This window comes from Pseudomonas sp. Leaf48, from assembly GCF_001421885.1.
Classification (GTDB): Bacteria; Pseudomonadota; Gammaproteobacteria; order Pseudomonadales; family Pseudomonadaceae; genus Aquipseudomonas.
Window position 1 is genome coordinate 10643 of the sequence record NZ_LMLH01000033.1, and the last position, 23252, is coordinate 33894.

A 23252-nucleotide genomic window follows, 5' to 3' on the forward strand; every position below is an offset into this window, starting at 1 on the left:
AGAGGTTGGCAATAACGCGAAGCCGGTGATGGGCCGATGCCCCGCGTTTGCGTAAGTAGCCAGAAACGAAAAAGCCCCAGACCCTAAGATCTGAGGCTTTCTCGTTTTTACGTATGGTGCCCAGGCGTCGTTTGAACTGGAGGCTGTGATGCCCGGTTTGTATGGGTTTTGTAGGGCGTGCCTCGTCAAGGCATACATGAGGGCATACACGGCGCTTGCTGCTGGCTTGCCGGTGCCGTGGATGCCAGCACCAGAACGTAATAGAACTAACATCGAATTGGCTACCGGCGATAACCGAATCCTTGGTGTTAGCGCTTGGCCAACGTGTCGGCACGTTAGCTATTGTTAGCATTGCGCGGCGCCTAGCCTTTTCCGACAGAGAACGGCCGTCCATGAGCGACTGTTTGGGCCGCTGGCACGGCCCAAACAGCAATTAGGAACACCTTTGTAGCTGACTAGGGTAATTCGCGCTTCCGACTGCTGGTTTCTCAGGCAAAGCCCGTAGCTCTTAGTTTTCGACGTATTCAGTGCGTTTTCACACAGCCTGGACCCAAAGCCGCCCTTCGTGAAGGGCAGAGATCGGCCGATTCTGTTGAAAAAGTCGGTTTTCTCAAACTGCCAGAATACTGATCGGCAAAAGCATCTTTTTAGTACGCTGCTACGTGAAATCCGAGTCCGAATACCTCTGCGCCGATTCTAGATTTCAATCTCAGGCGCGTACTTTTCTGCCGTGGAAACCACGCTCGACTTTTTCAACAGAATCGGCCATTAGCTGCCACTCTTAAATGACAGCTAATGGTTCAAAGTGGACTATGGGGGGCTACCATGAACCACAGATGACTAACCTCGTTCAGTTCAAGCAGGGTCAATGCCGCAGACGTCGCCGTATACCTGCCTCAGTATCCTGCCGCTCTGCCTCATATTCGTAGGTCTCCACCATGGATGTAAGAAGAGACGAGGATACGAACGGATGGGAAAAGTGCAGGGCCTCCGCCCATCTGCGATACTTGGCTGCGAGCTCTCTCTCCTGGCTTCCTCCTTCGCCTCGCCAGTGCGCACCACGGGCGTTGTAAAGTCCCGTATGAGCCCCTCGCGATATTTCTTCGGATTCCAACTCCTCCATAACATCACGAACAGGCTCGTTGGGCCACACTCCATCCTTGCCTTCAGGCGCGCGGGCTAATAGCTTGCCAAGGCAAACATCGGCTATTTCTGCGCGGTCGAGGTCGGAACAACGCCTGCGTACTATCGATATCCACTCGATCAGCTTTACACGGGCCAACTCTTCAGTGGCTTCATCCTGTCCGGGTATGCGCTCCAGAGCCTCCAGCAAGTGGTAGCCTCTGAGAGCCAAGCGCTCCCGGCTATCTTCCGCAGTGAGCTCCGAAGGATCTTCGCCGGGACTCTTACGCTTGTACGTCCAGGCGATCGCCTGGACGAACATTTCGGGATGGTCTTCGATATAGCGTTCGAGATTCGGAATTTGGTGTCCGTCACCACCCCGAAGCGATCGAGCGAGTACATCAATGAAAATAAACTCCAAGCCGGCCTTTTCCTCGAGTAGCACGTCCGGATTTCGGTTCAACAGCTTGAAAGCTTGCTGGACTTCATAGCTTTGAAGCTGATATTCGCCTTCCTTATCATTGCCATCTTTTGGCATGTCGGAAAGCATCCGAACCAGAAGTTCAGGGCGTACATCATCAAGTTTAAAGTGAACCGAGGAGAAGGCGGCGCGCGGTCTTTTCGCGACAAGTAGATGCCCGATGCTTTCGTTATTCTGGTCCGGCGCATCGAATATGAATTCCGGAGTGACATCACGCCAGTAACTAGAACGCGCTTCAACTGAAAGTTGATCCACGAGTGCCCACGTCGCTCTACAGTAGGGCGAGAACAGGAGCATGCGGAGAGCATCTTGCTCAGGCATTTTATCGCGCAATCTATCGAAGAGTGCCTTGTGCTGATCGCGATCAAGTGCACCCAACGCACCAATTGCGATGCTGTTGTAGCCGGAGTCATTCGCCTTGCTAAGACACTGGAGTATCAGCTCTTCAAGCTGCTCTGCGTTTAAGATTCCACGCGCCAGATACCAGCCGATTTGCCGGTGAGTGTTGCCTTTCATGGCAAGATCGAAAATTCCACGTAAGCCAATGTTGGTGGCGATTTCTGTCAAGGCTTCGAACCGGAGCTTTTCGATTCGGCATTCGCGCGCCCGAAAATCAAGCTCTTCACCCGAGAGCTCATCCGCCGACTCCTCGACCCAACCTTTCCGGAAAAGCCATTCATGCTTATTGACGACGTCGGTCGGCTCCATCGAAGCGTAAACAGCCTTTGCTATTTTCGAAAGGCTGGCTTGACCACCTTCGTCCGCCTTCTTTCGGCCGCGTCGTGACAGTACTGCCACACGAATTCTGTCACGCACACGGGCGATGTCGGCGTCACTGGCCCCAGCCTTCTTCCACTCTTCGATGATTCTCCATACGTTTTCTTGATCTTCGACAGATAGCGCGTGGAGGCGCGTGATGAGGTCGCAAATCATGTCGGCTGTATAGGACGGCATGGTCAAAGCCATCTTGACCATTTCACGGACAAAATCATTGATAGGCCCTGAAGTGCTGAAGGGCTCACCAAAGCCGTATCCATCGGGCCTCCATTTAGGCTTTTGGGTGTAGTCTCCGACGCGACTCCCGAAGTCGCCGAACTGCTGAAGGCAGATCTCCCAGCCTATTGAGGGGTGCTTCTCCAGTAGCATGCGCATAGCCTTCAACCGCGAATCGTGGTCAGCAGCCGTCTGCGGCATCCATGCTCTGAAGATCGATCCAAGTGAGCCAATTGGCTTGTTAGCCCAGTTGTCGTCAATTTTTACTTCAGCGAGCCGCCCCAGAACTTTGACAACCCGAGGAAAGGTGGCGGGATTCCAAGCCAGCCCTTCTAGAGCCCAGAGAAGACCTGTACGTTTAGGTGAGCCAAAGAGCCCTGCGGCGACAGGACGCAGCAATCCCAGCGTGCAAGGCTCCTCTGATCTGAGGTCACGCTCAATAATGTTTAAAAACTCCTTAGGAGCAGCTTCCGCATAGAGAGGAAGATCGCGGTCGTTTGCTTCCAGCTTGCGGGTCTCCAGCGGCTCAAGAAGTTCCCCCACCAACCTGGCAGCGGCGAGCTCGCCATCAAAACCAAGGCGTTTACCGAAAAGATGTTTCCCGTGAACCGCGAGCAAAACTAACGTCTCAGAAATGCCTTCGCGAAGCGCTGAAGAGAACTCGCGCTTCTTTCCATGGATAGCTGCCGCCCAACGCTCTTTCTCCGGAAGATCAAGAGCAGGATCGTCCTCACCCAGAACGATCTTTGCGATATCGAAGAAATGGTTGAGGTCACCGAGGGTGACCGCCCCAGCAATCGCAAATAAAGAGTCAATCTTAGAAATCACTCCGCGATAGTTTCCGAGGGACCACACAGGGGAATCGTTGAATTGCAGCAATTCCTGCACACATCTTTCTAATGCATCAAAGGAAATGTCTCCCGCAAGCATCGAAAGTGCTGTCAGGTCTGCCTCGTTACGCGTATCCCATGTCCCAAGAAGTGCGAGCGGAACAAGGTTCGAGGCGGCTTGATGACTGGCAGCCCACAAAGGCGTTTGAATCGCTGGGATTTTCGAAAGTGTACGCCGCAACACAGTAAGTGAGCGTCCTGAGGCATTGGCGAGCCTAGTTATCTCGTCGCGACCCTTACCCATAGCCTGAAGGGCTTTGTCGAAAACCTCATAACCGAGTGGTTCTAAGCTGATATTTGAATTGGCATTTGCGGCATTGCGCGGATAGACCACGATTGTAGGCAACGACCCGTTATAGGATCCAAACTCCCGCTCGACATCTCGCGTGTGCGCAACTGCGATGAAATTGGTTGTACTCTGGGCAAGCTTCGGTAACACGCCGGGTTCGTCGAACACCAGCACGCGGTCTTTATGCTGGCCAAACTCCAGCTCGCTGAATATCTGGCTCAAGAACGCAACGGCTTCCTCTACCGAGTCAGCAGTGATAATGAGCGGCTCTGAGTCCAACTTCGACAAGAACGTCTTCATACGGCTGCGCCAGACATCGCTCGCGGTGCTGAAGAGCGACGGATGAAGGGGGGGCTCTGCGACATTCGCCCAGTCAGCCCAGCATTTGTCGAGAGTTCGCACGCCGCTCGATGGTCGCGCAGTTTGGTTTGCAAACCATGTCTGTGCTGCAATAGATGTCTCCATCCATTGCTCGATATCACTAACGTCGTAGGCTCGAACGTCCTTCCAAAGTTTCTTTGCCTGCATGGCGGTGAGCCACGTAGCTTTTCCTGGCCAGCGTCGAGGTGTAACAAACACGAACGTGATTTTCTGACGATCCGTCTTATTAATCGCTTTCACGCTTTTCGCAAAGTCGCCGTCCGCTTTTGCTTTGATGTCAACATTGACCCCAAACTCCCAGCCTGACGCTCCAGCAGGAATCCATGGAGTCCCAGAAGGGCTTTCAATGAAGCCATCCCAACCAGGGCGCTCCGCATCGTCGTTTCCAGGAAAGTCAACTCTCTCCAGATTCTGCCCGGTCGAGTTGACTAGCGTACGAAGCAAAACTGATAACCGGGTACGGGCCAAAATGGTCGTTGAAAACCAGTTGGTTATGTCATTGCCTGAAATACCGAGAAACGGAGTTACATAGGCACGCACACTGGCAGCGGCAGACCCAGCTTTGGCAACGTGTGAGTCAAAGGAGCTCTGGAGATTGAGGATATCAATGGCTGGTACGCCAAATGCACGCTCCAGCCGCGCAGCCATATCAGGTGTCGCTGATACCTTCGCATTAAGAAAATTCGAAGCCCCAGGACGGCTTATGCCGACGAGCTTTGCCGCTTCGGTTACTGTGAGATTTCGAGGTTTGAGAATGTTTTCTCTGACCCAGTGTCCTGGGTGCAAGGGAGTATTTTCCTTTTCCATTCTACGGGCCCGCCATTCTGTAAGGTGTAAAGCTACACCTTACACATGAAATAAAGTCGTTTCAATGCCATAAATTAGAATGCGCACACTCTCTGTTCGATTGGGTTAGTGCCGATGCACTCCATCAGGTTTGATCCGCAGAAAGCTTTAAATGACCGCTTTTGACCGATTCTGTTGAAAAAGTCGACCATGGTTTCCACGGCAGAAAAGTTAGCGCTTGAGATTGAAATCTTTACTTTCTGCAGAGGATTCCGGGCTCAGATTTCGCGTAGCTGCGCGCAAAAAAGGATTTTCATCAGTCAGTACGCGGGCAGTCTGGAAGTACCGACTTTTTCAACACAATCGGCCGATTTCAGCCTGTCACGAGGGGCAGAAATCGGCCATGAGCGGCCACTCAAAGAAAATGATATCGCTGTAGGTTCGCGGGGAAAATCGCATCCAGTAAACAAACATATAGCTTCGCAGATCGAATTTCGGATATAGGTCTACGCTTCTCCGTTTACACACACTTGGAGGCTCAGGGTCATTTCGCTGGGGGCTATTAATAGAATGCGTTTGAGTTTGAGCATCACATACCTCGCCCTGAAACCTGCCTGAGTGCAAACCCGTCTGGACGAGCAGGTACGTTTTCATAATCGTCCTGTCGACTTGTTGCGACTGGAAAGCGGCAGTTCGATTATTTGGCGTTAGCCGTGGGAGACCTGAGTTTTATCAACTAATCAGCAGCTATCGTTAACGGAACGACTGGCTTTCGATTACTTAAAACGTTGTTGATTCAGCTCAACGAGTTTCCGGTTTCTTGGTGTAGAAATACTCTGACTCACCATCGCCCCTATCGCTGGAGATTTGCCATGCTGGCAGTCACCCTGATCAATACGCTGGTGGTCATCATCGCCGTAGTAATCCACTACGAATGTCTGTTACGTCTGAATGATTGGCTGCCCCGGCTCAAGCTGTGGAGCCGCTTCAGAATCGTCGTCGGGGTATTCGGCGCCCTCCTGGCCCATGTGATAGAGGTCTGGTGCTTCGCCATGGTTTACTATCTGATGGTGCACTCCGGGAAATGGGGGAGCCTGACAGGTAATTTCGACGGTTCTCTCATGGACTGCGCTTACTTTTCCTTCACGACCTACACGACAATCGGCTTCGGCGATATATCACCGGTGGGCCACCTCAAGTACCTGACCGGCCTGCAAGCCCTGACCGGGCTGGTGCTCATCACTTGGACCGCCTCCTTTCTGTTTCTGGAAATGCAGAAATACTGGAAGCTCAAATAGTCCCGATTCCACTCGTATCCAATTCGATCTAAACCGCCAGAACGCAGCACGGCACCTGATACAGAATGTGCTCGGATGTGCTGCCCATATCGAAAGATGAACCGATTGCTGCTGTTAGCGATAGGCAGCAATCCGTTTCTAACGGTCTGAGCGACCAATTTCCAAAGTAGCGCGCAATCCTTTGGGGACGCGATTCTCGAGGCTGACCTGCCCACCATATCGATGGGCAATGGCCTGAACAATGGTCAGGCCCAACCCCGCGCCCTGATCATTTCCGCGACTGTAGAAACGCTCGAAGAGCCGATCGCGATCCCCCTCATCGATACCCGGTCCTTCATCCTCGACAGACAGTTCGTAGCCAATTTCCTTTTTACTCAGCCTCACGGTGACAAGTCCGTGAAGCGGGGAAAAATTCGCCGCGTTGGTGACCAGATTGTTCAAGGCAATATCGATGGCTGCTGGGTCGACTCTTACAAGGCCAATGTCGTCGCTGACATCGAAAACCAGTTCCAGATCCTTGCTCAACAACCAGGGGGTCAACTGGACCAGGCTCTCGCGGACGGTGGCTGCCAGGTCAATCGGTGCAGGTGGCTGCGTTCTTCCTTGTGGCTCGATACGAGCCATCGTGAGTAATTGATTAACCAGCCGACTGGTACGGTCCACGCCGGCAATCAAGTGCTCAAGCGATGCACGACGCTCCTGCTCACTCCCCGCCTCCATCAGGTTCTGCGCATGCACCCTCAGCACGGCGAGTGGTGTGCGCATTTCGTGGGCGGCGTCAGCGATGAAACGTCGCTCACGCCCCATGACTTCCTGAATCTGCGCGAGCATTCGGTTGAGGGCTGCCTGCATCGGCTCAAGCTCGGTCGGTAGTGGTGTCAACTGCAAGGGCTCGAGTGAGCCGGGATGCCTCGCTCGCAGCGTTGCAGCCATGTTGACCAAAGGCTTCAATCCCCAGCCGATGGCCAGCCAGATCATGGCGGCCAGCATCAAACTGCCCAAAATATTGGGCCACAACGTGTGGCGTACGATTCGGTCAACCAGATCTGACCGCACATCGTCTCGCTCGCCCACCCAGATGCGCAATTTGTTCTGTTTATCCTCGAGCAGGAAAGCGCGCCAGTGGCGGTTGTTCAAATCGACTATATCGCTGAAGCCCGGTTTTCGTGGCGGTGCGCTGAACGATGGTGCACTGGCCGTGTGTACCAGCACTTCGTCATTAATGTTCCAGACCTGAAAGGCAATCTTGGTTTCATAGGGATGCCCATCGACCCTCGGATCCGCCTCACTCAGGGCCTGGTTAAAGGCCTGATAGAGATCAGCGTGTTCTATGCTCGCCATGGGCATGCGCATGACGCCCTGTAACAGGCGAGCGTTTTGCGCCAACTGGGCATCATAGACTTCGGCAATTTCATGGTTGCTGTCGTGCAGGTTGAGCACGCTGATCACGGCAATACCCGCCAGCATCAGGCCAATGATCAGGGTCAGGGTGCGACGCCTGATCGAGGTCATTGACGCTCCTCCACCAAATAACCGACGCCACGGACCGTGCGAATCAAACCGCTGGAGAACTTCTTGCGCAGGTGATGAATGTGTACTTCCAGGGTGTTACTTTCGGCTTCCTCATTCCAGCCGTATAGCAGTTGCATCAGATGATCACGCGTCATCACCCGGCCCGCAGGAGAAAGCAATTCGTGTAGCAGCTGGTATTCCTTCGGTGTCAGGGCGACTGGCTGCCCCTTGTAGCTGACTTGCTGAGTACCCGGGTTCAGACTGATGCCGGCGTGTTCGATCAACGATTGTGCACGGCCGGCACTGCGCCGCAGAAGCGCTCGTAAACGGGCTTTCAACTCTGCCAGGTCAAATGGCTTGATCAGGTAGTCATCAGCGCCGGCATCCAGTCCGGCGATGCGGTCTTCGGTGGCATCTCTCGCGGTCAGGATCAGCACCGGCAGATTGGAGCCACTGTCACGCAGGCGTCTGAGTACTTCGAGACCATCAATACGTGGCAGGCCAAGGTCTAGTATCGCCAGATCGAAAGTTTCACTGAGCAGCGAGTGCAAGGCACTGCTGCCATCCTGCAACCAGTCAACGGTGTAACCTTCCCGGGTGAGGGCCTGATGGATACCCTCGCCGAGCGCCACGTCATCCTCGATCAGTAATAAACGCACAGGCACTCCTGTCAGCCGAGTTTTTTGTTTACGTCCACCAACAGCGCTTCAATTTCTTTGCGGCGCCCGGCATCAGCGCTTTCACGACCAGGCCGAGGCGCGGCCGTCAGTGCTTTTTGCAGCGCGGCTTTGGCTTCAGCGTAGCGCTTTTGACGGTAGAGGTGATCGCCCCAGAAGTACAGGCTATCGATACCATTCGGGTTCATTTGCAACGCCACTTTGAGCAATTGTTCGGCCTTGTCCGAGTCGCCAAAACCGATGGGCCAGCCCGGCACACGGTCGTACAGCGCACCGAGGCTGGTGTAGGCCGAGCCTTGCAGAGCCTTGGGGTCCAGGGCCAGGGCTTTTTCCAGATCGGTTTTCGCTTGCTTGACCTTGCTCAACGCACCGAGCCCTCCCTGGGCACCGGCCCAACTGCTGGTGACGATACCGGACCAGATCCAGGCCTCGGCGACGTTCTGACGCTCTTGCGTGAAACTCGAAGCCTGCGCAGCCAGTTTTTCGAAGGCATCGGTTCGTTGTCCCTCCGGCAACTCATATTGAATGTGCGCCCAGCTTTGCTGGATCCCGTTAAGGCGTTGCTGGTCGGCGGCATCCAGTGCCCAGACACTCTGGCTCAAGACGCCAAGCAGAAGGCAAGCGATGATCTTGTTCATGGTTTGAGATGCTCCTGATCGGGTTTCTGGCTCAAGCGGCGGATCAGCGGCAGTTGCTTGCGCAGCCCTCGATCCACCAGATGGGGCAACAAGCTGTTGAGGCGGACAAAAAAACGTTCCGGCCAGCCCAGGTACAAGTCGCGACGGTCACCGGCAATGGCATGAATCACGGCGGCCGCTACCGTTTGCGGATCGTCGACGTTGGCCTTCAGCGCATCGTTCAGTGCCTGGGCTGCCGGGCTGTTCATGCTGGTGCGGGTGGCGCGCGGAGCGACGTAAAGCACGTTGACCCGGGTGTCTGCCAGCTCCCGGCGCAGGGCTTCGGAGAAACCGCGCAACGCAAACTTGGTGGCGCAATAACTGGCGTAGCCGGGGTAGCCGATGGAGCCGTAGGTCGAGCCGACATTCACCACCATGGCCGTATCGGCCTGTTTCAGCAGTGGCAGCAGGAGTTTTGTCAGGCAGATCGGCGCAGTGATGTTCACTGCCAGCATCGCGCTGATCTCACTGTCATCCAACTGTTCGAGCATGGCGAAATGATTGACCCCGGCAGCATTGATCAGCAGGTTGATGCCGCCGATGCTTTCGGCCTCCGCCAGCACTTCGCGGCGGTCGGCGAGTGACGTCAGGTCGGCACCGATCCAGCACAGGTTGCGGGGATAAAGATCAAGCAGCGGCACCAAGGGTTCCCGATGCCGAGCCACGGCCAAAACCCGGGCACCACTGGAGCACAGGGCTGTGGCGATGGCCAGGCCGATGCCACCGCTAGCACCGGTCAATACGACGCGAGCTTCAGATAGGCGCATGCAGGCTCTCCCCGTTACGTGGCAAGCCACGGAACATATCGGCGTAGAGTCGGTACACCACTTTGGAGGCGTGAATGACGGCAGCCTGATCGCCCGGGTCTTCGAGCTGATTCATCAGGAGGCTATAGGTCTGCATGTGTTCGATATCCAGCGAGCCATGGGAACTGAGGTAGGTGAAGGCGCTTTCTGGCAGCTCCAGGCGTTCGCGAATACTGCCGGCGGCGTGAGTGGCCAGAGCGATGCTGGTACCTTCAAGCACATTGACCATGCCGAACAATCCCACCGGGTTATCCCTGGCAATCAGGTCATAGAGAAAGCTGACCATCAGCTCGATCGGCAAGGACGGATGCCCGTCGCGTACGGCGTTTCTGTCACCACCACAGGCTTCAATGTCATTGAGGACCCATTGTTCATGGCCATACTCGTCATCAATGTATTCACACACCGCTTCGCGCAGCCATTCCAGCCGTAATGGCAAGCGTGCGCCGCAGGCCATCATCAATGGCACGGTATGACGCACGTGGTAATAGGCCTGTTCCAGAAAAGCCCGATAGCTTTCCAGGCTGACGTCGCCCTCCAGCGCGTTACGGATGATCGGTAAATTGAACAGCTCAGTGCGTTCCTGGTGAGTGGCTTCTTGCAATCGGTCAAAAAAACTCATGGTACGATTTCCTCGGAAAATACAGATCCAGCCAATTGCGCCCGATAGCGTTCAACGATGGCATCGCGGCGGGGCCGGCCATTGGCGGTGAGCAAGCCGTTGCCGGGGGTAAAGGGTTGATCGAGCCGGGTCCAGTGATGGATCCGGGCGTAATCCGGCAAGGCCTCGTTGGCCTGGGCCACGGCGGCGGCCAATTGTTCGTCGGGGCAGTCCGGTCGATGCGGCCAGAGCAGCGCGTGGTTGCCGGGCATGGCCTCGCCATAGACGAAGGCCTGAGCGACAGGCCCGCGCTGCGTCAGTTCGGCCTCCACCCAGTCGGGGTTGACGTTGCGGCCGAAACTGGTCACGAACTGATGTTTCTTGCGCCCCTTGAGGTAGAGAAAGCCGTCGGCATCGAACTCGCCGAGATCGCCACTGGGCCACCACTCAGCGGTATGCGGTGCTTCTCCCAGATAGCCCAGCAAGGATCCCCCCTTGATCAACACCTCGCCGTCATCGGCCAAGCGAATCTCTACATGGGGCAGCGGCTGGCCGACACTGCCGGGGCGTTGCGTTTGCGGACGATTGAGGCAGACCACCGAGGCGCACTCCGACAGTCCGTACCCCTCGAAAACCGGTATACCCACGCGTTGAGCACGATGCAGTAGATCTTCGCAAACCCGCGCACCGCCCACGGCGACAAAGCGCAAGCCCTGTGGATCGAAGGCTTTTTGTTCAGCAGTGCTGACCAGTACCAACAGCAACTGGGGCACCAGAATCAGGCTCTGGGGCGACCGGCTCGCCAGGCATCCCAGCAGCGATGGCACATCAACGCCACTGGCACCTCGAATACCCAGGGTTTTCTCGCTGGGCAGACTCAAGGTCGCGCCAGCGAACAAGGCCGCATAACATCCGATGTTCTCCAGCAGGATGGCCAATGGCAGCAGCGCAAGATGGTGACGCGGATGGGTGGGTTTGCTCGCCAGATCCAGCTCACGGGTGACACGCAAAATGCTGTCCGCGCTCAAACACACACCCTTGGGCGTCCCGGTGGTGCCGGAGGTGAAGGTCAACTTGGCGGTGCCTTCGGGCATAGGGCTCGGGTTGCTGAAGGTGCGATGCCAGAACTCACCGCTTTTCCGGTATCCGGCTGCTTGCAGTTCATCATGCATGGACGGTTCGGCAATCACCCGTTCGGCCTGGCTTTGTTCCAGGCAATGCTTACGTTGCGCCGGATTGAAAAAAGGCGGCAAGGTCACGCAGGTCAAACCTTCGAACAACACGGCCAAATCCCAGAGCATCGCATCGACACCGTTGTCCAGCGCCAGCGCAACAACCTTGACCTGTTCATCGCGCAGGCACTGCTGACGCTGCATCACTTCCGCGTACAGGTTGGCGTAGTTCAGCTTGCGGTTATCGCCCCACAACGCGGTGACATTGGATTTTTGCTCGGCATGGTTACGCAGCGCCTGTTTGAATCGTTCAAGTTCAGGCGACATGGCAGGCGCCTTCAATGGAGGTTGGCAAGCCCAGCCGACTGAACAGACCGATGTTTCGTAAATGTATGAATCCGGCGCGGATATTGCCAAAGTGGACCCAAGGCTTGCTCTCGTAGTAGCTACCCCAGGCGTACCGTTCCTCGCCAAGCCGCGCCGGGTCGGCCGCACACAGCGTCACGGGGTTCAAACCCAGGCGATGAAAGCTGTTCACCAATCCCACGCTGCCAGTGAAGGCCACCCATTCCAGCCCACCCATAGCGAGCAAATAGGTCATCGCAACGATGCTCATCCGCGCGCTTCCGGTATCGCTGGCCGCCAGATTACCGACCTCGACGACCGCCGATCGGTCCACGCTATTGTTGGCGCTGGCACTGATCAGCAACTCGATTGCCTCGTCCAGGTAACCCTCCAGAAATAGCGGTCCGGCGTTTGCGAGACGTATCCCCGCCACTGCACACAGCCCGCCGGACGCGTCGCTCATGCCGAACAGTTCCGGCATGAAATGGCGAATGTCGGCACCGTGGGCTTTACGAAAGCGTTGCTGGATAAAGCACTCGAAGGCACCGCGGTGCGAATCACCCGGCAATGCTCTGGCGAGCTGCATCGGCGCTGCTTCGGCCTGGCCAAGGTGCAGCGGCAACTGAATATTCCAGTTGAAATCGGACATTGGAAAATACCTCCCCCGGAGCAATTGAGGGGAAGTATCAATGGCATTTCTTAACGAAGTCTGAAGGTGAGAAAAATGGGCGGAAGCTGTCTTCAGATTGCCTTAAGACTCGGTGGGCAATGTGGCGAACATCAATTTGACGACAACCAACCAGGCTGCTCGAATGAGCTGGCGGCCAATGACTTGCATGAGGCCCAGGATGATTCGCAATACAACCCTAAATCGCTACGCAACACTCTCGATCATGATGCACTGGTTGATGCTGGCGCTGTTTGTCGGCGTGTACAGCTGCATTGAAATCAAAGGATTGTTGCCGAAAGGCGATCATTTGCGAAGTTTGTTTCTCGGGCTGCACGGTATGTTCGGACTGAGCATTTTTGCCCTGGTCTGGGTCCGCTTGATTGGGCGGCTGAAACCGCGCCCGCCTATTACACCGGCGCTGCCCACTTGGCAGACGGCGTTGTCCTACCTGATGCATCTGGCACTCTATGTGCTGATGATCGTTACTCCGTTACTGGCCTGGCTGATGCTGGCCGCAGGGGGGAAACCGGTGTCCTATTTCGGTTTTTTTCTGCCAGCGCCAATAGCGGTCGACCCTGACTTGGCAAAGCAGCTCAAGTATTGGCACGAGCTACTCGGCAGCACCGGTTACTGGTTGATCGGTCTGCACGCGTTGGCGGGGTTGTTCCATCACTACTATGTGGGCGATAACACCTTGACCCGGATGCTGCCAAAGCGTTGAAGGCTTTTCCCTTGTTGTTTGTCTGCATCAGCCCAATGACTTGCATTGGTCCGTTTGTCCCTTTGAGACTTGCAACACGCTGCCAATTTTGGTCAGGACAATGGACGCAATAGATCGGTTGCCGCCGTTCATGAAGGGTAGCAACCGACTTACTGCTCCCTTCCTCAGTGACCACAATTTTCCGATTTCTGCCTGTCGCGAAGGGCAGTAGTCGGCCAAAAGCAGTCATTCGATGGGCCTTCAGCAGTTCATCTCCGGGCCTCCTTACTCCCAAAATGAGTTTATGTAGTCACAATCTTCTATTCGCAGCTCATTCACGATAAGGCCAAAACTGGCGATACAAAAAACCACCCGAACGGTGAAGGATCGAACGGTTTTTTGGGGAGGGAGGGATGAGCGGCAAGGCTTAGCCCAGTATCTCGCTGGCCACGTGATCGACCGCACTTTTGGTGATGTCGACTATCAGGTCGGCCTCCTCCTCGGTCAAGATCAACGGTGGTGCAAAGCCGAGAATGTCGCCATGGGGCATCGCTCGGGCAATCATTCCGCGTTCAAGACAGGCTGCCGATACTTTCGGACCGATCTTCAATGCAGCATCGAATGGTGTGCGTTGCTCACGATCGGCCATGAACTCGACTGCGGCAAGCATGCCGTCGCCACGCACTTCGCCTACAAGCGGATGACCTTCCAATACTTCCCGCAACCGACGATTCAGATAACTGCCAACCTTCTCTGCGTTGGCCGTCAGGTTTTCCCGCTCCAGGATGTCGAGGTTGGCCAGGGCCGCCGCCGCGCAGATCGGATGCCCGGAGTACGTCCAGCCATGTCCCATGGCACCTTGAGATTCGGAGGCTTTTTCGATCACGTCCCAGACTTTTTCACCGACAATCACTGCCGACAAAGGCGCATAGGCACTGGTCAGGCCTTTGGCCGTGGTGATCAGGTCAGGACGCATGCCATAGCGCTGACTGCCCATCTTCGAACCCAGGCGACCGAAGGCGCAGACCACTTCGTCGGCGATCAACAACACGTCGTATTTGTTCAACACCGCTTGTATGGCCGCCCAATAGCCGGCCGGCGGAACGATGATGCCGCCGGTGCCCATCAGCGGTTCGCCGATGAACGCGGCGACGGTGTCCGGCCCTTCGGCCAGGATCATTTTCTCCAGCTCGTCGGCGCAATAGCGCACGAAAGTGGCTTCATCCATACCTGCCGGTGCCTTGCGGTACCAGTGCGGACAAATGGTATGTTTAACGCCTTCGGCCGGGAGGTCGAAATGCTGGTGGAAAGTCGGTAGGCCGGTCAGGCTGCCGGTCATGATGCCTGAACCGTGATAACCGCGATCACGGGAGATGATTTTCTTCTTCTGCGGGCGACCCAATACGTTGTTGTAGTAACGCACTAGTTTGATCTGGGTTTCGTTGGCGTCGGAACCGGACAGGCCGTAGTAGACCTTCTTCATGCCCTCCGGCGCCCAGTCGATGATGCGACTCGACAGCTCGATGATCGCTTCGGTCGAGTGCCCGACATAGGTGTGGTAATAGGCCAACTCCTTTGCCTGCTTGTAGATCGCATCAGCGACTTCGGTGCGCCCGTAGCCGATGTTCACGCAGTACAGCCCGGCAAAGGCGTCGATGAAGTCGCGGCCTTCGTGGTCGCGGATACGAATGCCTGACGCGCTCTTGATGATGCGTCCCTTGAGCGTGCCGCTGGCGTGGTCATGGGCATGGGTCGACGGGTGCATGAAGTGCGCACGGTCTTGTTCGAACAACGAATCGAGTTTTTGGCTCATGGCGGATCTCCTTAGAACTGGCCTTGATGGTGCAGGCAAAAGTATTTGGTTTCGACAAAGGCTTCGAAGCCCTCGGCACCGCCCTCGCGGCCCAACCCCGAGGCTTTCATGCCACCGAACGGGATCGGATGGCCGGTGAACTTGACGCCATTGACTGCGACCATGGCGTGGTCGAGGCGGCGAATCAGGGGGTAGATTAGGTCCAGGCGGTTGGAACAAATGTAGGCAGCCAGACCGTATTCGGTGTCGTTGGCCATTTCGATGGCTTGCTCGAGGGTGTCGAAAGGCATGACGCCAGCAATCGGCGCGAAATTCTCTTCGCGGTAGATACGCATCTGCGGCGTAACGTCGGCAAGCACCGTCGGCTGATAGAACAATCCGCCGAGGGCATGCGCTTCGCCGCCCACCAGACGTTGCGCGCCCAGCTTCAGCGCATCAGCCACACGCTCGGCGGTCACATCGAAGGCGGCCTGATGCATCAGCGGGCCGATGTCGACACTTTGCTCTTGATCACCCACCAGTGCCGGGCCGACCCGCAGTTCGCGCACCGCAGAGGCAAAGCGGTTGAGGAACGCCGGATAAATCGAGCGTTCGACCATAATCCGATTGGCCGCGCAGCAATCCTGGCCCGAGGTCTGGAACTTGGCCTCTACCGCGACTTTCACCGCCAGCTCCAGATCGGCATCGGCGCAGACAATAAACGGCGCGTTTCCGCCCAGTTCCAGCGACACTTTCTTCACGTCCTGGGCCGCCGCTTGCAGCACCAACTTGCCGACCCGGGTCGAGCCGGTGAAGCTGACCGAACGCACGCGAGTGTCCTGCACCAGGGTTTGCATGGTCATTTGCGGTTCGCCCAGCACCACGTTGAACACGCCGGCCGGGAAGCCCGCCTCTTCTGCCAGTTGTGCCAGGGCCAATGCCGAATACGGCGTTTCGTGGGCCGGTTTGATGACCACAGTGCAACCGGCGGCCAATGCGGCGGCGGCTTTGCGGGTGATCATCGCCGAAGGAAAATTCCACGGCGTCAGCAGTGCACAGACGCCAACCGGTTCCTTGATCGTGCCCAGATGCGCGCCGGGGATATGGCTGGGGATGTTCTGCCCGTAAAGGCGCCGCGCTTCTTCGGCAAACCATGGAATGAAACTGGCGGCGTAGGCGATTTCGCCGCGTGATTCGGCCAGGGGCTTGCCTTGTTCCTGGCTGAGAATCCGCGCCAGGTCTTCCTGATGCTCAAGGATCAACGCCGCCCAGCGCCGCAGAATCGTTCCGCGGTCATCGAGGCTTTGTTCACGCCAGGCTGAAAACGCCCGGTGTGCGGCATCTACGGCGGCGATGATCTGAGGCTGATCGAGCATCGGCACATGACCGATTAACTTCTGATCGGCCGGATTGTGCACGGCGACGCTATGGCCGCTGTCACTGTGGACCCAATGGCCGTCTACGTAGCAAAGTGCTTTGAACAACAGCGGATGTTTGTATGTCATGGCGTTCACTCCAAACCGTGTGCGTGAATCCATGCTAGGGCAGCGCAGCCAAGATGATTTGGCGTTTGGCGGGGTGTAACCATAGGTTTTTTCTGATTGAACGCCGGTAAACAGGGACTTTTTGCGGTGAAGGTTTTGCCCCGATTTATGGTTCTTGCGCCACCTCGGCCGGCAAGGCACCCGCGGTCTTGATGGTTTTAGTGACGATGTAGGTAAAGTAGCGCTCAATGCCCAGGTCATCGAGCAACAACTGGTCGATAAACCGCTGGTAATGGTCAATGTCCGGCGCCTGGATCATCGCCATGTAATCAACACCGCCACCGGTGGCGTAACAGAATGCCACTTCGGCGGCCTCGTTCATGCGTTGCTCGAACCGCCGCATGTCCTGGGCGGTGTGTCGGGCTAGGGTGATTTCCACCAGCACCTGCTGGCTTTTGAACACCGCGTTCCAGTCGATCAGTGCCCGGTAGCCCTTTATCAGCCCAAGCGACTCCAACTTGCGAACCCGCTCCCACGCCGGGGTCACCGAGAGATTGATCGCCTCGGCCAAGCTCGACTTGGTGATCCGACCGTCTTCGGCGAGGATTCGCAGGATTTTCAGGTCATAGCGATCGAGCTTGTGCATGGGTCGAGGATCTCCTGAATGAGTAGGACAAACCTGTGGGAGCGAGCCTGCTCGCGATAGCGATATTTCAGTCACATCAATGAGAGAAGTAACGCCGCAATCGCGAGCAGGCTCGCTCCCACAGGTTTTTAGATCAGGTCAATACATCGGCGATGACTGCAATGATATCGCCGCACTGCACCACTCCGGGAAAGTGGCGCGCCGCCAGCAGCCCGCTGCGGGCCGCGCGATATTCCACCGGGGCGACGCCGCTACGGGTAGCGTCGTAAACGCGGGCAATCACGTCTCCTTCTCTCACGTTATCGCCCAGATCGCGGCACATTTCCAGCAAGCCATCGTGTTCGCTGTCGATGAAGCAATTGGCATCGGGCATGTCGAGCATGATTGACTCCGTGGTCTGGATCTCACCTTCGAGAATCCCCGCATGCACCAGCAGATTGCGCACCCCGCGCTCGGCAATCGCCACACTGCGCGCCGTGGACGAACCACCGCCACCCAGTTCGGTCGTGACAAAAACTTTGCCCTGACGCTCGGCGGCGGTGTCGTACATCGACCCGGCATCGAGCTCCAGCATGCGCATGCTGTAAGGCGCATTGAAGGCGCGCATAGCGGCTTCACATTGCTCTTGCTGGTTCTTGTCGGGCAGCACATGACAAGCCGCGAAAGGCAGGAAGTCCAGGGTGCGGCCACCGGAATGGATATCCAGCACGATGTCGGCCAAGGGCAACAAGGTCCGGTTGAAGTAATCGGCGATTTTCTCGGTCACGGTGCCGTCCGGCTTACCGGGGAAACTGCGATTCAGATTGCCCTTGTCGATCGGCGACGTGCGCCGACCGGCATGGAACGCCGGGGTGTTCATGAACGGGACGATAATCACCCGCCCCGTGACATCGGCGGCTGTCAGGCCCTGGGCCAGTTTGCTCAGCGCCACCGGGCCTTCGTATTCGTCACCGTGGTTACCGCCGGTAAGCAGCGCGGTCGGACCCTGACCGCGCTGAATCACCGTGACCGGAATCATCACCGCGCCCCAGGCCGAGTCGTCCCGGGAGTACGGCAATTTGAGGAACCCGTGCTGCACGCCTTCGCGGGCAAAATCCACCGTGGCGCTGATCGGGTTGTCAGGCAGGTCGCTCATGGCTCAATCCTTCACGAACAGTTGGCGTGGCACGTTGCACAGCGTCTCGACGCCGGTTTCGGTGATCAGAATGCTTTCGGTGATTTCTAGCCCCCAATCGTCCATCCACAGGCCCGGCATGAAGTGGAAAGTCATGCCCGGCTGCAACACGCTGGTGTCGCCGGGACGCAGGCTCATGGTGCGTTCGCCCCAGTCTGGCGGATAGCTGATCCCGATCGGGTAGCCACAACGGCTGTCCTTGTGGATGCCGAATTTCTCCAACACTTTGAAAAACGCCACAGCGATGTCGCCGGTGGTATTGCCCGGTTTGGCTGCTTCCAGTCCTGCGGCGATGCCTTCGACCACGGCTTTTTCGCCGTCGAGGAAGTGCTGTGGAGGTTTGCCCAAATAGATCGTGCGCGACAGCGGACAGTGATAACGCTTGTAGCAACCGGCGATTTCAAAGAAGGTCCCGGCGCCTTTTTCGAACGGCGAATCGTCCCAGGTCAGGTGCGGCGCGCTGGCGTCGGCACCCGTGGGCAATAGCGGCACGATGGCCGGGTAATCGCCGCCATGACCGTCAGCGCCGAGGATCCCGCTGCTGTAGATTTCAGCCACCAGTTCATTTTTGCGCATGCCCGGCTCGATCCGTTCGAGGATCCGCCCGTGCATGTTTTCGACGATGCGCGCAGCGATGCGCATGTAAGCGATTTCCTGGGGCGACTTGATCGCCCTCTGCCAGTTCACCAGCCCGACCGCGTCGATCAGCTTGGCCTGCGGCAGGTTTTTCTGCAGCGACAAATACGCGGCGGCGCTGAAATAATAGTTATCCATTTCCACGCCGATGGTCAGCGCGTCCCAACCCCGGGCACTGATGACTTCCCGCGAAAGGTAATCCATCGGATGGCGTTCCCGGGACTGCACGTAGATGTCCGGGTAACCGACGATGTTCTCGTGCTGCATGAACACCGTGCGCTTGGCGCCGTTGGCGTCTTGCCCGCGACCGAACCAGACCGGCTCGCCGTCGAGCGCCAACAACACGCATTGGTGAACGTAAAACGACCAACCGTCATAGCCGGTCAACCAGGCCATGTTCGACGGATCGGTGACCAGCAACAGCTCGATGCCCTGAACCTGCATGGCCGCTCGAACCTTGGCCAGACGCTGGGCGTATTCCTCCCGTTCGAACGGGAGATTGACGACTATCTGAGACATGCACATGCCCTCTGATAAATGACGCACGGATGAAAAAAGTGGATTAGCTACCGAACTGAAAACCCTTGCCGGCCGAGCGCGCGCGCTCGAAGGCCAGATTGGCCATGGCGGTGTCCTGGGCGCCGGTGCCGGTGAGGTCGCACAAGGTGACTTGCGCCTCGCTGGTCCGACCTGGGCGCTGGCCTGCGAGCACTTGCCCCAATTCGGCCAAGCCCGACTCGTCGGTAATAGCGCCGGCCGCCAGAGCGTGATGCAACTCGCCGAGGATTCGCGTCTGGCTCAAGCGATCCGCCACGTAGCGGTCGACCTGCGCCAGCGCCTGGGGGGAAATTTCGTTTTTGTGTTCGGCGTCCGAGCCCATGGCTGTGATATGCAAGCCGGGGTGCAGATGGCGCGCTTCGATCAAGGGTTCGCGGCTCGGGGTGCAGGTGATCGCAATGTCCACGCCGGTCATGGCCTCGTCGATGCTCGCGCAAGTCGTGACCGTCAGACCGCTGTCGTGCGCCAATTCAGCGCTGAAGTCTTGAGCCTTGGCGCTGTCACGTGCCCAGACTCGAACGGATTCAATCGGTCGCACCAGGCGCAATGCCTGAAGCTGTAACGCGGCCTGCTCGCCGGCACCGATCAGCGCCACGCTGCGACTGTCGACCCGCGACAGGGCGCGAGCCGCCACGGCGCCCGCCGCGGCTGTGCGTACGGCGGTCAGATAACCGTTGTCCAGCAGCAAGGCGTCGAGCAAACCGGTGCGCGCCGACAGCAACATCATCATGCCGTTGAGGCTCGGTAGGCCGAGTTTCGGATTGTCGAAAAACCCCGGACTGACCTTGATCGCAAAACGCTCCAGGCCCGGCAGGTACGCAGTCTTCACGTCCACTTCGCCATTGTGCTCGGGGATGTCCAGACGCAGGATCGGCGGCATTGCCACCGCTGCTGTGGCCAGTAGCACAAAGGCTTGTTCGATGGCTTCGATGCTCGGCAGGTCTAGTGCTACGCAGGCACGCAGATCCGCTTCGCTCAATAAGGTGATGTCACTCATCAATGCGGCACTCCATTCAGTCGTTATTGTTGTGGTTCACGCATCTGCGCCCGCGAGGACGCGCAGGTGCTGATCGATGTCGACGTTACGGCCGCTGACCACCACCACGATCGGCCCGCGCGGCTCAATCAATCCATCAAGCAACGCGGCAATCCCGACCACAGCCGCGCCTTCCAGCACCAGATGCTCTTCGCGATAGGCATGGCGTAGGGCCTTGGCGATGGAAGTCTCGCTGAGCAAATGCAGGTGGTCACACAGATCGCGGGTCATGTGGAAGGTGTAACGGTTGTTCAGGCCGATGCCACCGCCGAGCGAGTCGGCCAGGGTCGGCAGCTCTTCGACTTCCACCGGATGCCCGGCTGCGAGGCTGGCGTGCATGGCTGCACCGCGTTGCATGCTGATGCCGTGGGTGATGATGTTCGCGCTGACGCTTTTGATCGCCAGCGCCACCCCGGCAAACAAACCGCCGCCGGACAACGGCACGAGAATTTGCGCCACGTCCGGTTGCTGTTCGAGGATTTCCAGCCCCAGCGTGCCCTGCCCGGCGATGATGGCCGGGTGATCGAACGGCGGCAGCAATGTCGCGCCTTGCTCGTTGGCGATCCGTTCGGCTTCACGCTGGGCGTCGTCCTGGGACTGGCCGACGATGCATACCTCGGCGCCCAGATCACGAATGGCTTGAACCTTGTTCGCCGGCACCAGATGCGACAGGCAAATCGTCGCCTTCACGCCTTGCCGGGAAGCGGCATACGCCAGAGCACGACCGTGATTACCGGTCGACGCCGCCACCACGCCACGCGCTTTCTCCTCGGCGCTGAGCTGCGCCACGGCATTGCTCGCACCGCGCAATTTGAAACTGCCGGTGATTTGCTGGGATTCGAGTTTGAGGTACACCGCCACGCCCAATCGTTGCGAAAGGCTGGGCGAATATTCCAAGGGGGTACGCCGGACAAGCGATTCGATGCGCTGGCGAGCGAGGTAAACATCATGTAGCTGCAACGTTGACATGACCGCGTCCCGACTGTGGTGTTGGGCGCAGTCTAAGAGGACTGGATTGTCGTAATGAATGTACTAGGGCAATTTAGCCGACAAACTTTTTTGCGAACTTTTTCCCGGTCAGAAATCGTGGATTTGCGGGTACTGCCCGAATATCTCGCGCATGCTCATCAGTGCGTCCCGCATTTCTTCGTCGCTGCATTCGGCTCCGACACACATCCTTACCGCTCGAGCCCGAGGCGTGCCACGCACGGTGAACGGGTCAGGCGACGTGACGGCAATGTGCCGGTGACGCAGGGCCCGAACCAGGCTGTCGACCTCCCAATGCGGGGGAATGCCGACCCACGCATTCAATGCATGAGGATGCTGGCTGAGCAGGTGCTCGCCCAAGTATTCGCTGACCATCGCCTGTCGGCCGGCCAACAGTTTGCGCTGCAAACGCACGAGCGTGTCGGCGCGACCGTCGCGAATCCAGCGCGCGGCGATTTCGGAGACCATGGGCGTGGCCATCCAGCTATTAACCCGCAAGATGCTCTCGGTGCGCAACGCCAAACGCTTGGGCACCACCAGATAACCGATGCGTAAACCGGTCAGCACCGACTTGGTCATGCTGGTGCAATAGAACGACAGTTCTGGCAGGTAATGGCTGATCGGCGGCGCGCGATGCTCATCCAGCAACGGCCCATATACATCGTCCTCAATGATGTGCACGCCGAAACGCCGAGCGATGTCGGCAATCTCCCGCCGACGACTGTCCGGCATCAGGCTGGTGGTCGGGTTGTTCAGGTTCGGCGTGCACACCAGCGCGGTGATGCGCTCGTTGCTGCACATGTCTTCAAAATGTTCCGGGTCGATGCCATAACGGTCCATCTCCAGGCCTTTGAGGGTGAACCCCAATACCTGAGAGTTGCCGATCACTCCGTGATCGGTGACCCCTTCGCAAAGTACTACATCATCGGGGCCCGCCAGAGATGCCAGCGCAAGGAAGATACCGTGGGCCGCGCCATTGGTAATCAGGATGTCATCGCGCTCGACCCGCAGTCCTTGCCGTCCGATCCAGCGCATGGCCTCTTCGCGGTGCGACTCGAAACCGGCAATTGGACGAAATGCGTGAATCCACGGCTGATCCTCTTCCGTGCTGAGCTCGCGGCAGGTGTCACGCCAGAACTGGTCGTGCTCGCGGGTGTGCAGGATCCGCGCGATGGAAAAATCCACCAGGGCCCGTTCAGGGCTATCGAGAATATAGGTAGCCACTCGATCGCTCATGCGCCGCGACACAAAGCTACCGCGCCCGACTTCGCAACGCACCAGCCCCTGACGCTCCAGCTCTTTATAGGCGTTGGTGACCGTCTGCACGCTGATACCCATGGTATCGGCAACATGCCGCTGCGGTGGCAGGCGCTGATCATTGGCCAAGACACCCTGCTCGATATCATCGGCAATCGCCTGCACCAGAATCTTGTACTTTGACTCGCCACTGCGGACGATATCCAGTGCCGCTTTCCATTTGTCCATCAGCGCTAAAACCCGGGTCTGTGCTCGTCGGGACAGCATCGCGCTAGTATCCAT

The 23252-nt window shown here is 57.5% G+C and carries 18 protein-coding genes; 2 read left to right on the forward strand and 16 right to left on the reverse strand.

Annotated elements, in window-relative coordinates; translation table 11 throughout:
* Nucleotides 1–865 precede the first annotated feature (865 nt).
* Entirely contained in the window at nucleotides 866–4963 is a 4098-nt protein-coding gene (locus tag ASE98_RS24490) for a HigA family addiction module antitoxin (RefSeq protein ID WP_177337004.1), read from the reverse strand.
* Between the two features lie 851 nt (nucleotides 4964–5814).
* On the opposite strand from ASE98_RS24490, the gene ASE98_RS24495 reads away from it, so the two are divergent.
* Nucleotides 5815–6240 carry a potassium channel family protein gene (locus ASE98_RS24495; protein WP_060543898.1) on the forward strand — a complete coding sequence of 142 codons (426 nt, stop codon included), beginning with the start codon at nucleotides 5815–5817 and terminating at the stop codon, nucleotides 6238–6240.
* Between the two features lie 138 nt (nucleotides 6241–6378).
* Here the strand turns inward: ASE98_RS24495 and ASE98_RS24500 are convergent, their stop codons facing one another.
* From ASE98_RS24500 to ASE98_RS24530, 7 genes are read right to left on the reverse strand one after another with little or no spacing between them, the layout of a single operon-like run.
* Nucleotides 6379–7752: an ATP-binding protein gene (locus ASE98_RS24500; protein WP_060543899.1), complete on the reverse strand. Its 1374-nt coding sequence runs from the start codon at nucleotides 7750–7752 to the stop codon at nucleotides 6379–6381.
* Nucleotides 7749–8411, reverse strand: a complete 663-nt coding sequence (locus ASE98_RS24505) for a response regulator (protein ID WP_060543900.1) — start codon at nucleotides 8409–8411, stop codon at nucleotides 7749–7751. The genes ASE98_RS24500 and ASE98_RS24505 overlap by 4 nt, the downstream gene beginning before the upstream one ends.
* A gap of 11 nt (nucleotides 8412–8422) precedes the next feature.
* Entirely contained in the window at nucleotides 8423–9067 is a 645-nt protein-coding gene (locus ASE98_RS24510; protein WP_060543901.1) for a tetratricopeptide repeat protein, read from the reverse strand.
* Nucleotides 9064–9873, reverse strand: a complete 810-nt coding sequence (locus ASE98_RS24515) for an SDR family oxidoreductase (protein WP_060543902.1) — start codon at nucleotides 9871–9873, stop codon at nucleotides 9064–9066. The genes ASE98_RS24510 and ASE98_RS24515 overlap by 4 nt, the downstream gene beginning before the upstream one ends.
* Nucleotides 9860–10534 (reverse strand): TenA family transcriptional regulator, encoded by a 675-nt coding sequence (locus ASE98_RS24520; protein ID WP_060543903.1) that lies wholly within the window; start codon nucleotides 10532–10534, stop codon nucleotides 9860–9862. The genes ASE98_RS24515 and ASE98_RS24520 overlap by 14 nt, the downstream gene beginning before the upstream one ends.
* Nucleotides 10531–12012 (reverse strand): AMP-binding protein, encoded by a 1482-nt coding sequence (locus ASE98_RS24525; RefSeq protein ID WP_060543904.1) that lies wholly within the window; start codon nucleotides 12010–12012, stop codon nucleotides 10531–10533. Before ASE98_RS24525 ends, ASE98_RS24520 begins: the two co-directional genes overlap by 4 nt.
* Nucleotides 12002–12679 (reverse strand): thermostable hemolysin, encoded by a 678-nt coding sequence (locus tag ASE98_RS24530; RefSeq protein ID WP_060543905.1) that lies wholly within the window; start codon nucleotides 12677–12679, stop codon nucleotides 12002–12004. The genes ASE98_RS24525 and ASE98_RS24530 overlap by 11 nt, the downstream gene beginning before the upstream one ends.
* 199 nt (nucleotides 12680–12878) lie before the next feature.
* Between ASE98_RS24530 and ASE98_RS24535 the strand changes: the two genes are divergently transcribed.
* The gene (locus ASE98_RS24535; RefSeq protein ID WP_060543906.1) at nucleotides 12879–13421 is read left to right on the forward strand and encodes a cytochrome b; all 543 of its coding nucleotides are present in this window, start codon (nucleotides 12879–12881) and stop codon (nucleotides 13419–13421) included.
* A gap of 406 nt (nucleotides 13422–13827) precedes the next feature.
* On the opposite strand, the gene ASE98_RS24540 is transcribed toward ASE98_RS24535, so the two are convergent.
* The 8 genes from ASE98_RS24540 to ehuR all read right to left on the reverse strand — a co-directional run bounded on the left by ASE98_RS24540 (nucleotide 13828) and on the right by ehuR (nucleotide 23198).
* The gene (locus tag ASE98_RS24540) at nucleotides 13828–15213 is read right to left on the reverse strand and encodes an aspartate aminotransferase family protein (protein WP_060543907.1); all 1386 of its coding nucleotides are present in this window, start codon (nucleotides 15211–15213) and stop codon (nucleotides 13828–13830) included.
* Nucleotides 15214–15224: 11 nt separating this feature from the next.
* Entirely contained in the window at nucleotides 15225–16697 is a 1473-nt protein-coding gene (locus ASE98_RS24545) for an NAD-dependent succinate-semialdehyde dehydrogenase (RefSeq protein WP_060543908.1), read from the reverse strand.
* 145 nt (nucleotides 16698–16842) lie between these two features.
* Nucleotides 16843–17322, reverse strand: coding sequence for an Lrp/AsnC family transcriptional regulator (locus ASE98_RS24550; RefSeq protein ID WP_060543909.1), 480 nt, complete (start codon nucleotides 17320–17322; stop codon nucleotides 16843–16845).
* A gap of 133 nt (nucleotides 17323–17455) precedes the next feature.
* Entirely contained in the window at nucleotides 17456–18457 is a 1002-nt protein-coding gene (doeB, locus tag ASE98_RS24555; protein WP_060543910.1) for a N(2)-acetyl-L-2,4-diaminobutanoate deacetylase DoeB, read from the reverse strand.
* Between the two features lie 3 nt (nucleotides 18458–18460).
* A complete protein-coding gene (doeA, locus tag ASE98_RS24560; protein ID WP_060543911.1) occupies nucleotides 18461–19651 on the reverse strand; it encodes an ectoine hydrolase DoeA in 1191 nt (396 codons plus the stop codon).
* A 43-nt stretch (nucleotides 19652–19694) separates the two neighbouring features.
* Nucleotides 19695–20687 carry an ectoine utilization protein EutC gene (gene eutC / locus ASE98_RS24565; protein ID WP_060543912.1) on the reverse strand — a complete coding sequence of 331 codons (993 nt, stop codon included), beginning with the start codon at nucleotides 20685–20687 and terminating at the stop codon, nucleotides 19695–19697.
* A 36-nt stretch (nucleotides 20688–20723) separates the two neighbouring features.
* Nucleotides 20724–21695 (reverse strand): hydroxyectoine utilization dehydratase EutB, encoded by a 972-nt coding sequence (gene eutB / locus ASE98_RS24570; RefSeq protein WP_060543913.1) that lies wholly within the window; start codon nucleotides 21693–21695, stop codon nucleotides 20724–20726.
* Between the two features lie 108 nt (nucleotides 21696–21803).
* A complete protein-coding gene (gene ehuR, locus ASE98_RS24575) occupies nucleotides 21804–23198 on the reverse strand; it encodes a MocR-like ectoine utilization transcription factor EhuR (protein WP_060544068.1) in 1395 nt (464 codons plus the stop codon).
* Nucleotides 23199–23252: the final 54 nt, after the last annotated feature.

Coding starts and splice junctions, on each gene's coding strand:
- ASE98_RS24490 (WP_177337004.1), bottom strand. CDS start 4,963: ATGGAAAAGGAAAATACTCCCTTGCACCCAGGACACTGGGTCAGAGAA.
- ASE98_RS24495 (WP_060543898.1), top strand. CDS start 5,815: ATGCTGGCAGTCACCCTGATCAATACGCTGGTGGTCATCATCGCCGTA.
- ASE98_RS24500 (WP_060543899.1), bottom strand. CDS start 7,752: ATGACCTCGATCAGGCGTCGCACCCTGACCCTGATCATTGGCCTGATG.
- ASE98_RS24510 (WP_060543901.1), bottom strand. CDS start 9,067: ATGAACAAGATCATCGCTTGCCTTCTGCTTGGCGTCTTGAGCCAGAGT.
- ASE98_RS24515 (WP_060543902.1), bottom strand. CDS start 9,873: ATGCGCCTATCTGAAGCTCGCGTCGTATTGACCGGTGCTAGCGGTGGC.
- ASE98_RS24520 (WP_060543903.1), bottom strand. CDS start 10,534: ATGAGTTTTTTTGACCGATTGCAAGAAGCCACTCACCAGGAACGCACT.
- ASE98_RS24525 (WP_060543904.1), bottom strand. CDS start 12,012: ATGTCGCCTGAACTTGAACGATTCAAACAGGCGCTGCGTAACCATGCC.
- ASE98_RS24530 (WP_060543905.1), bottom strand. CDS start 12,679: ATGTCCGATTTCAACTGGAATATTCAGTTGCCGCTGCACCTTGGCCAG.
- ASE98_RS24535 (WP_060543906.1), top strand. CDS start 12,879: ATGATTCGCAATACAACCCTAAATCGCTACGCAACACTCTCGATCATG.
- ASE98_RS24540 (WP_060543907.1), bottom strand. CDS start 15,213: ATGAGCCAAAAACTCGATTCGTTGTTCGAACAAGACCGTGCGCACTTC.
- ASE98_RS24545 (WP_060543908.1), bottom strand. CDS start 16,697: ATGACATACAAACATCCGCTGTTGTTCAAAGCACTTTGCTACGTAGAC.
- ASE98_RS24550 (WP_060543909.1), bottom strand. CDS start 17,322: ATGCACAAGCTCGATCGCTATGACCTGAAAATCCTGCGAATCCTCGCC.
- doeB (WP_060543910.1), bottom strand. CDS start 18,457: ATGAGCGACCTGCCTGACAACCCGATCAGCGCCACGGTGGATTTTGCC.
- doeA (WP_060543911.1), bottom strand. CDS start 19,651: ATGTCTCAGATAGTCGTCAATCTCCCGTTCGAACGGGAGGAATACGCC.
- eutC (WP_060543912.1), bottom strand. CDS start 20,687: ATGAGTGACATCACCTTATTGAGCGAAGCGGATCTGCGTGCCTGCGTA.
- eutB (WP_060543913.1), bottom strand. CDS start 21,695: ATGTCAACGTTGCAGCTACATGATGTTTACCTCGCTCGCCAGCGCATC.
- ehuR (WP_060544068.1), bottom strand. CDS start 23,198: ATGGACAAATGGAAAGCGGCACTGGATATCGTCCGCAGTGGCGAGTCA.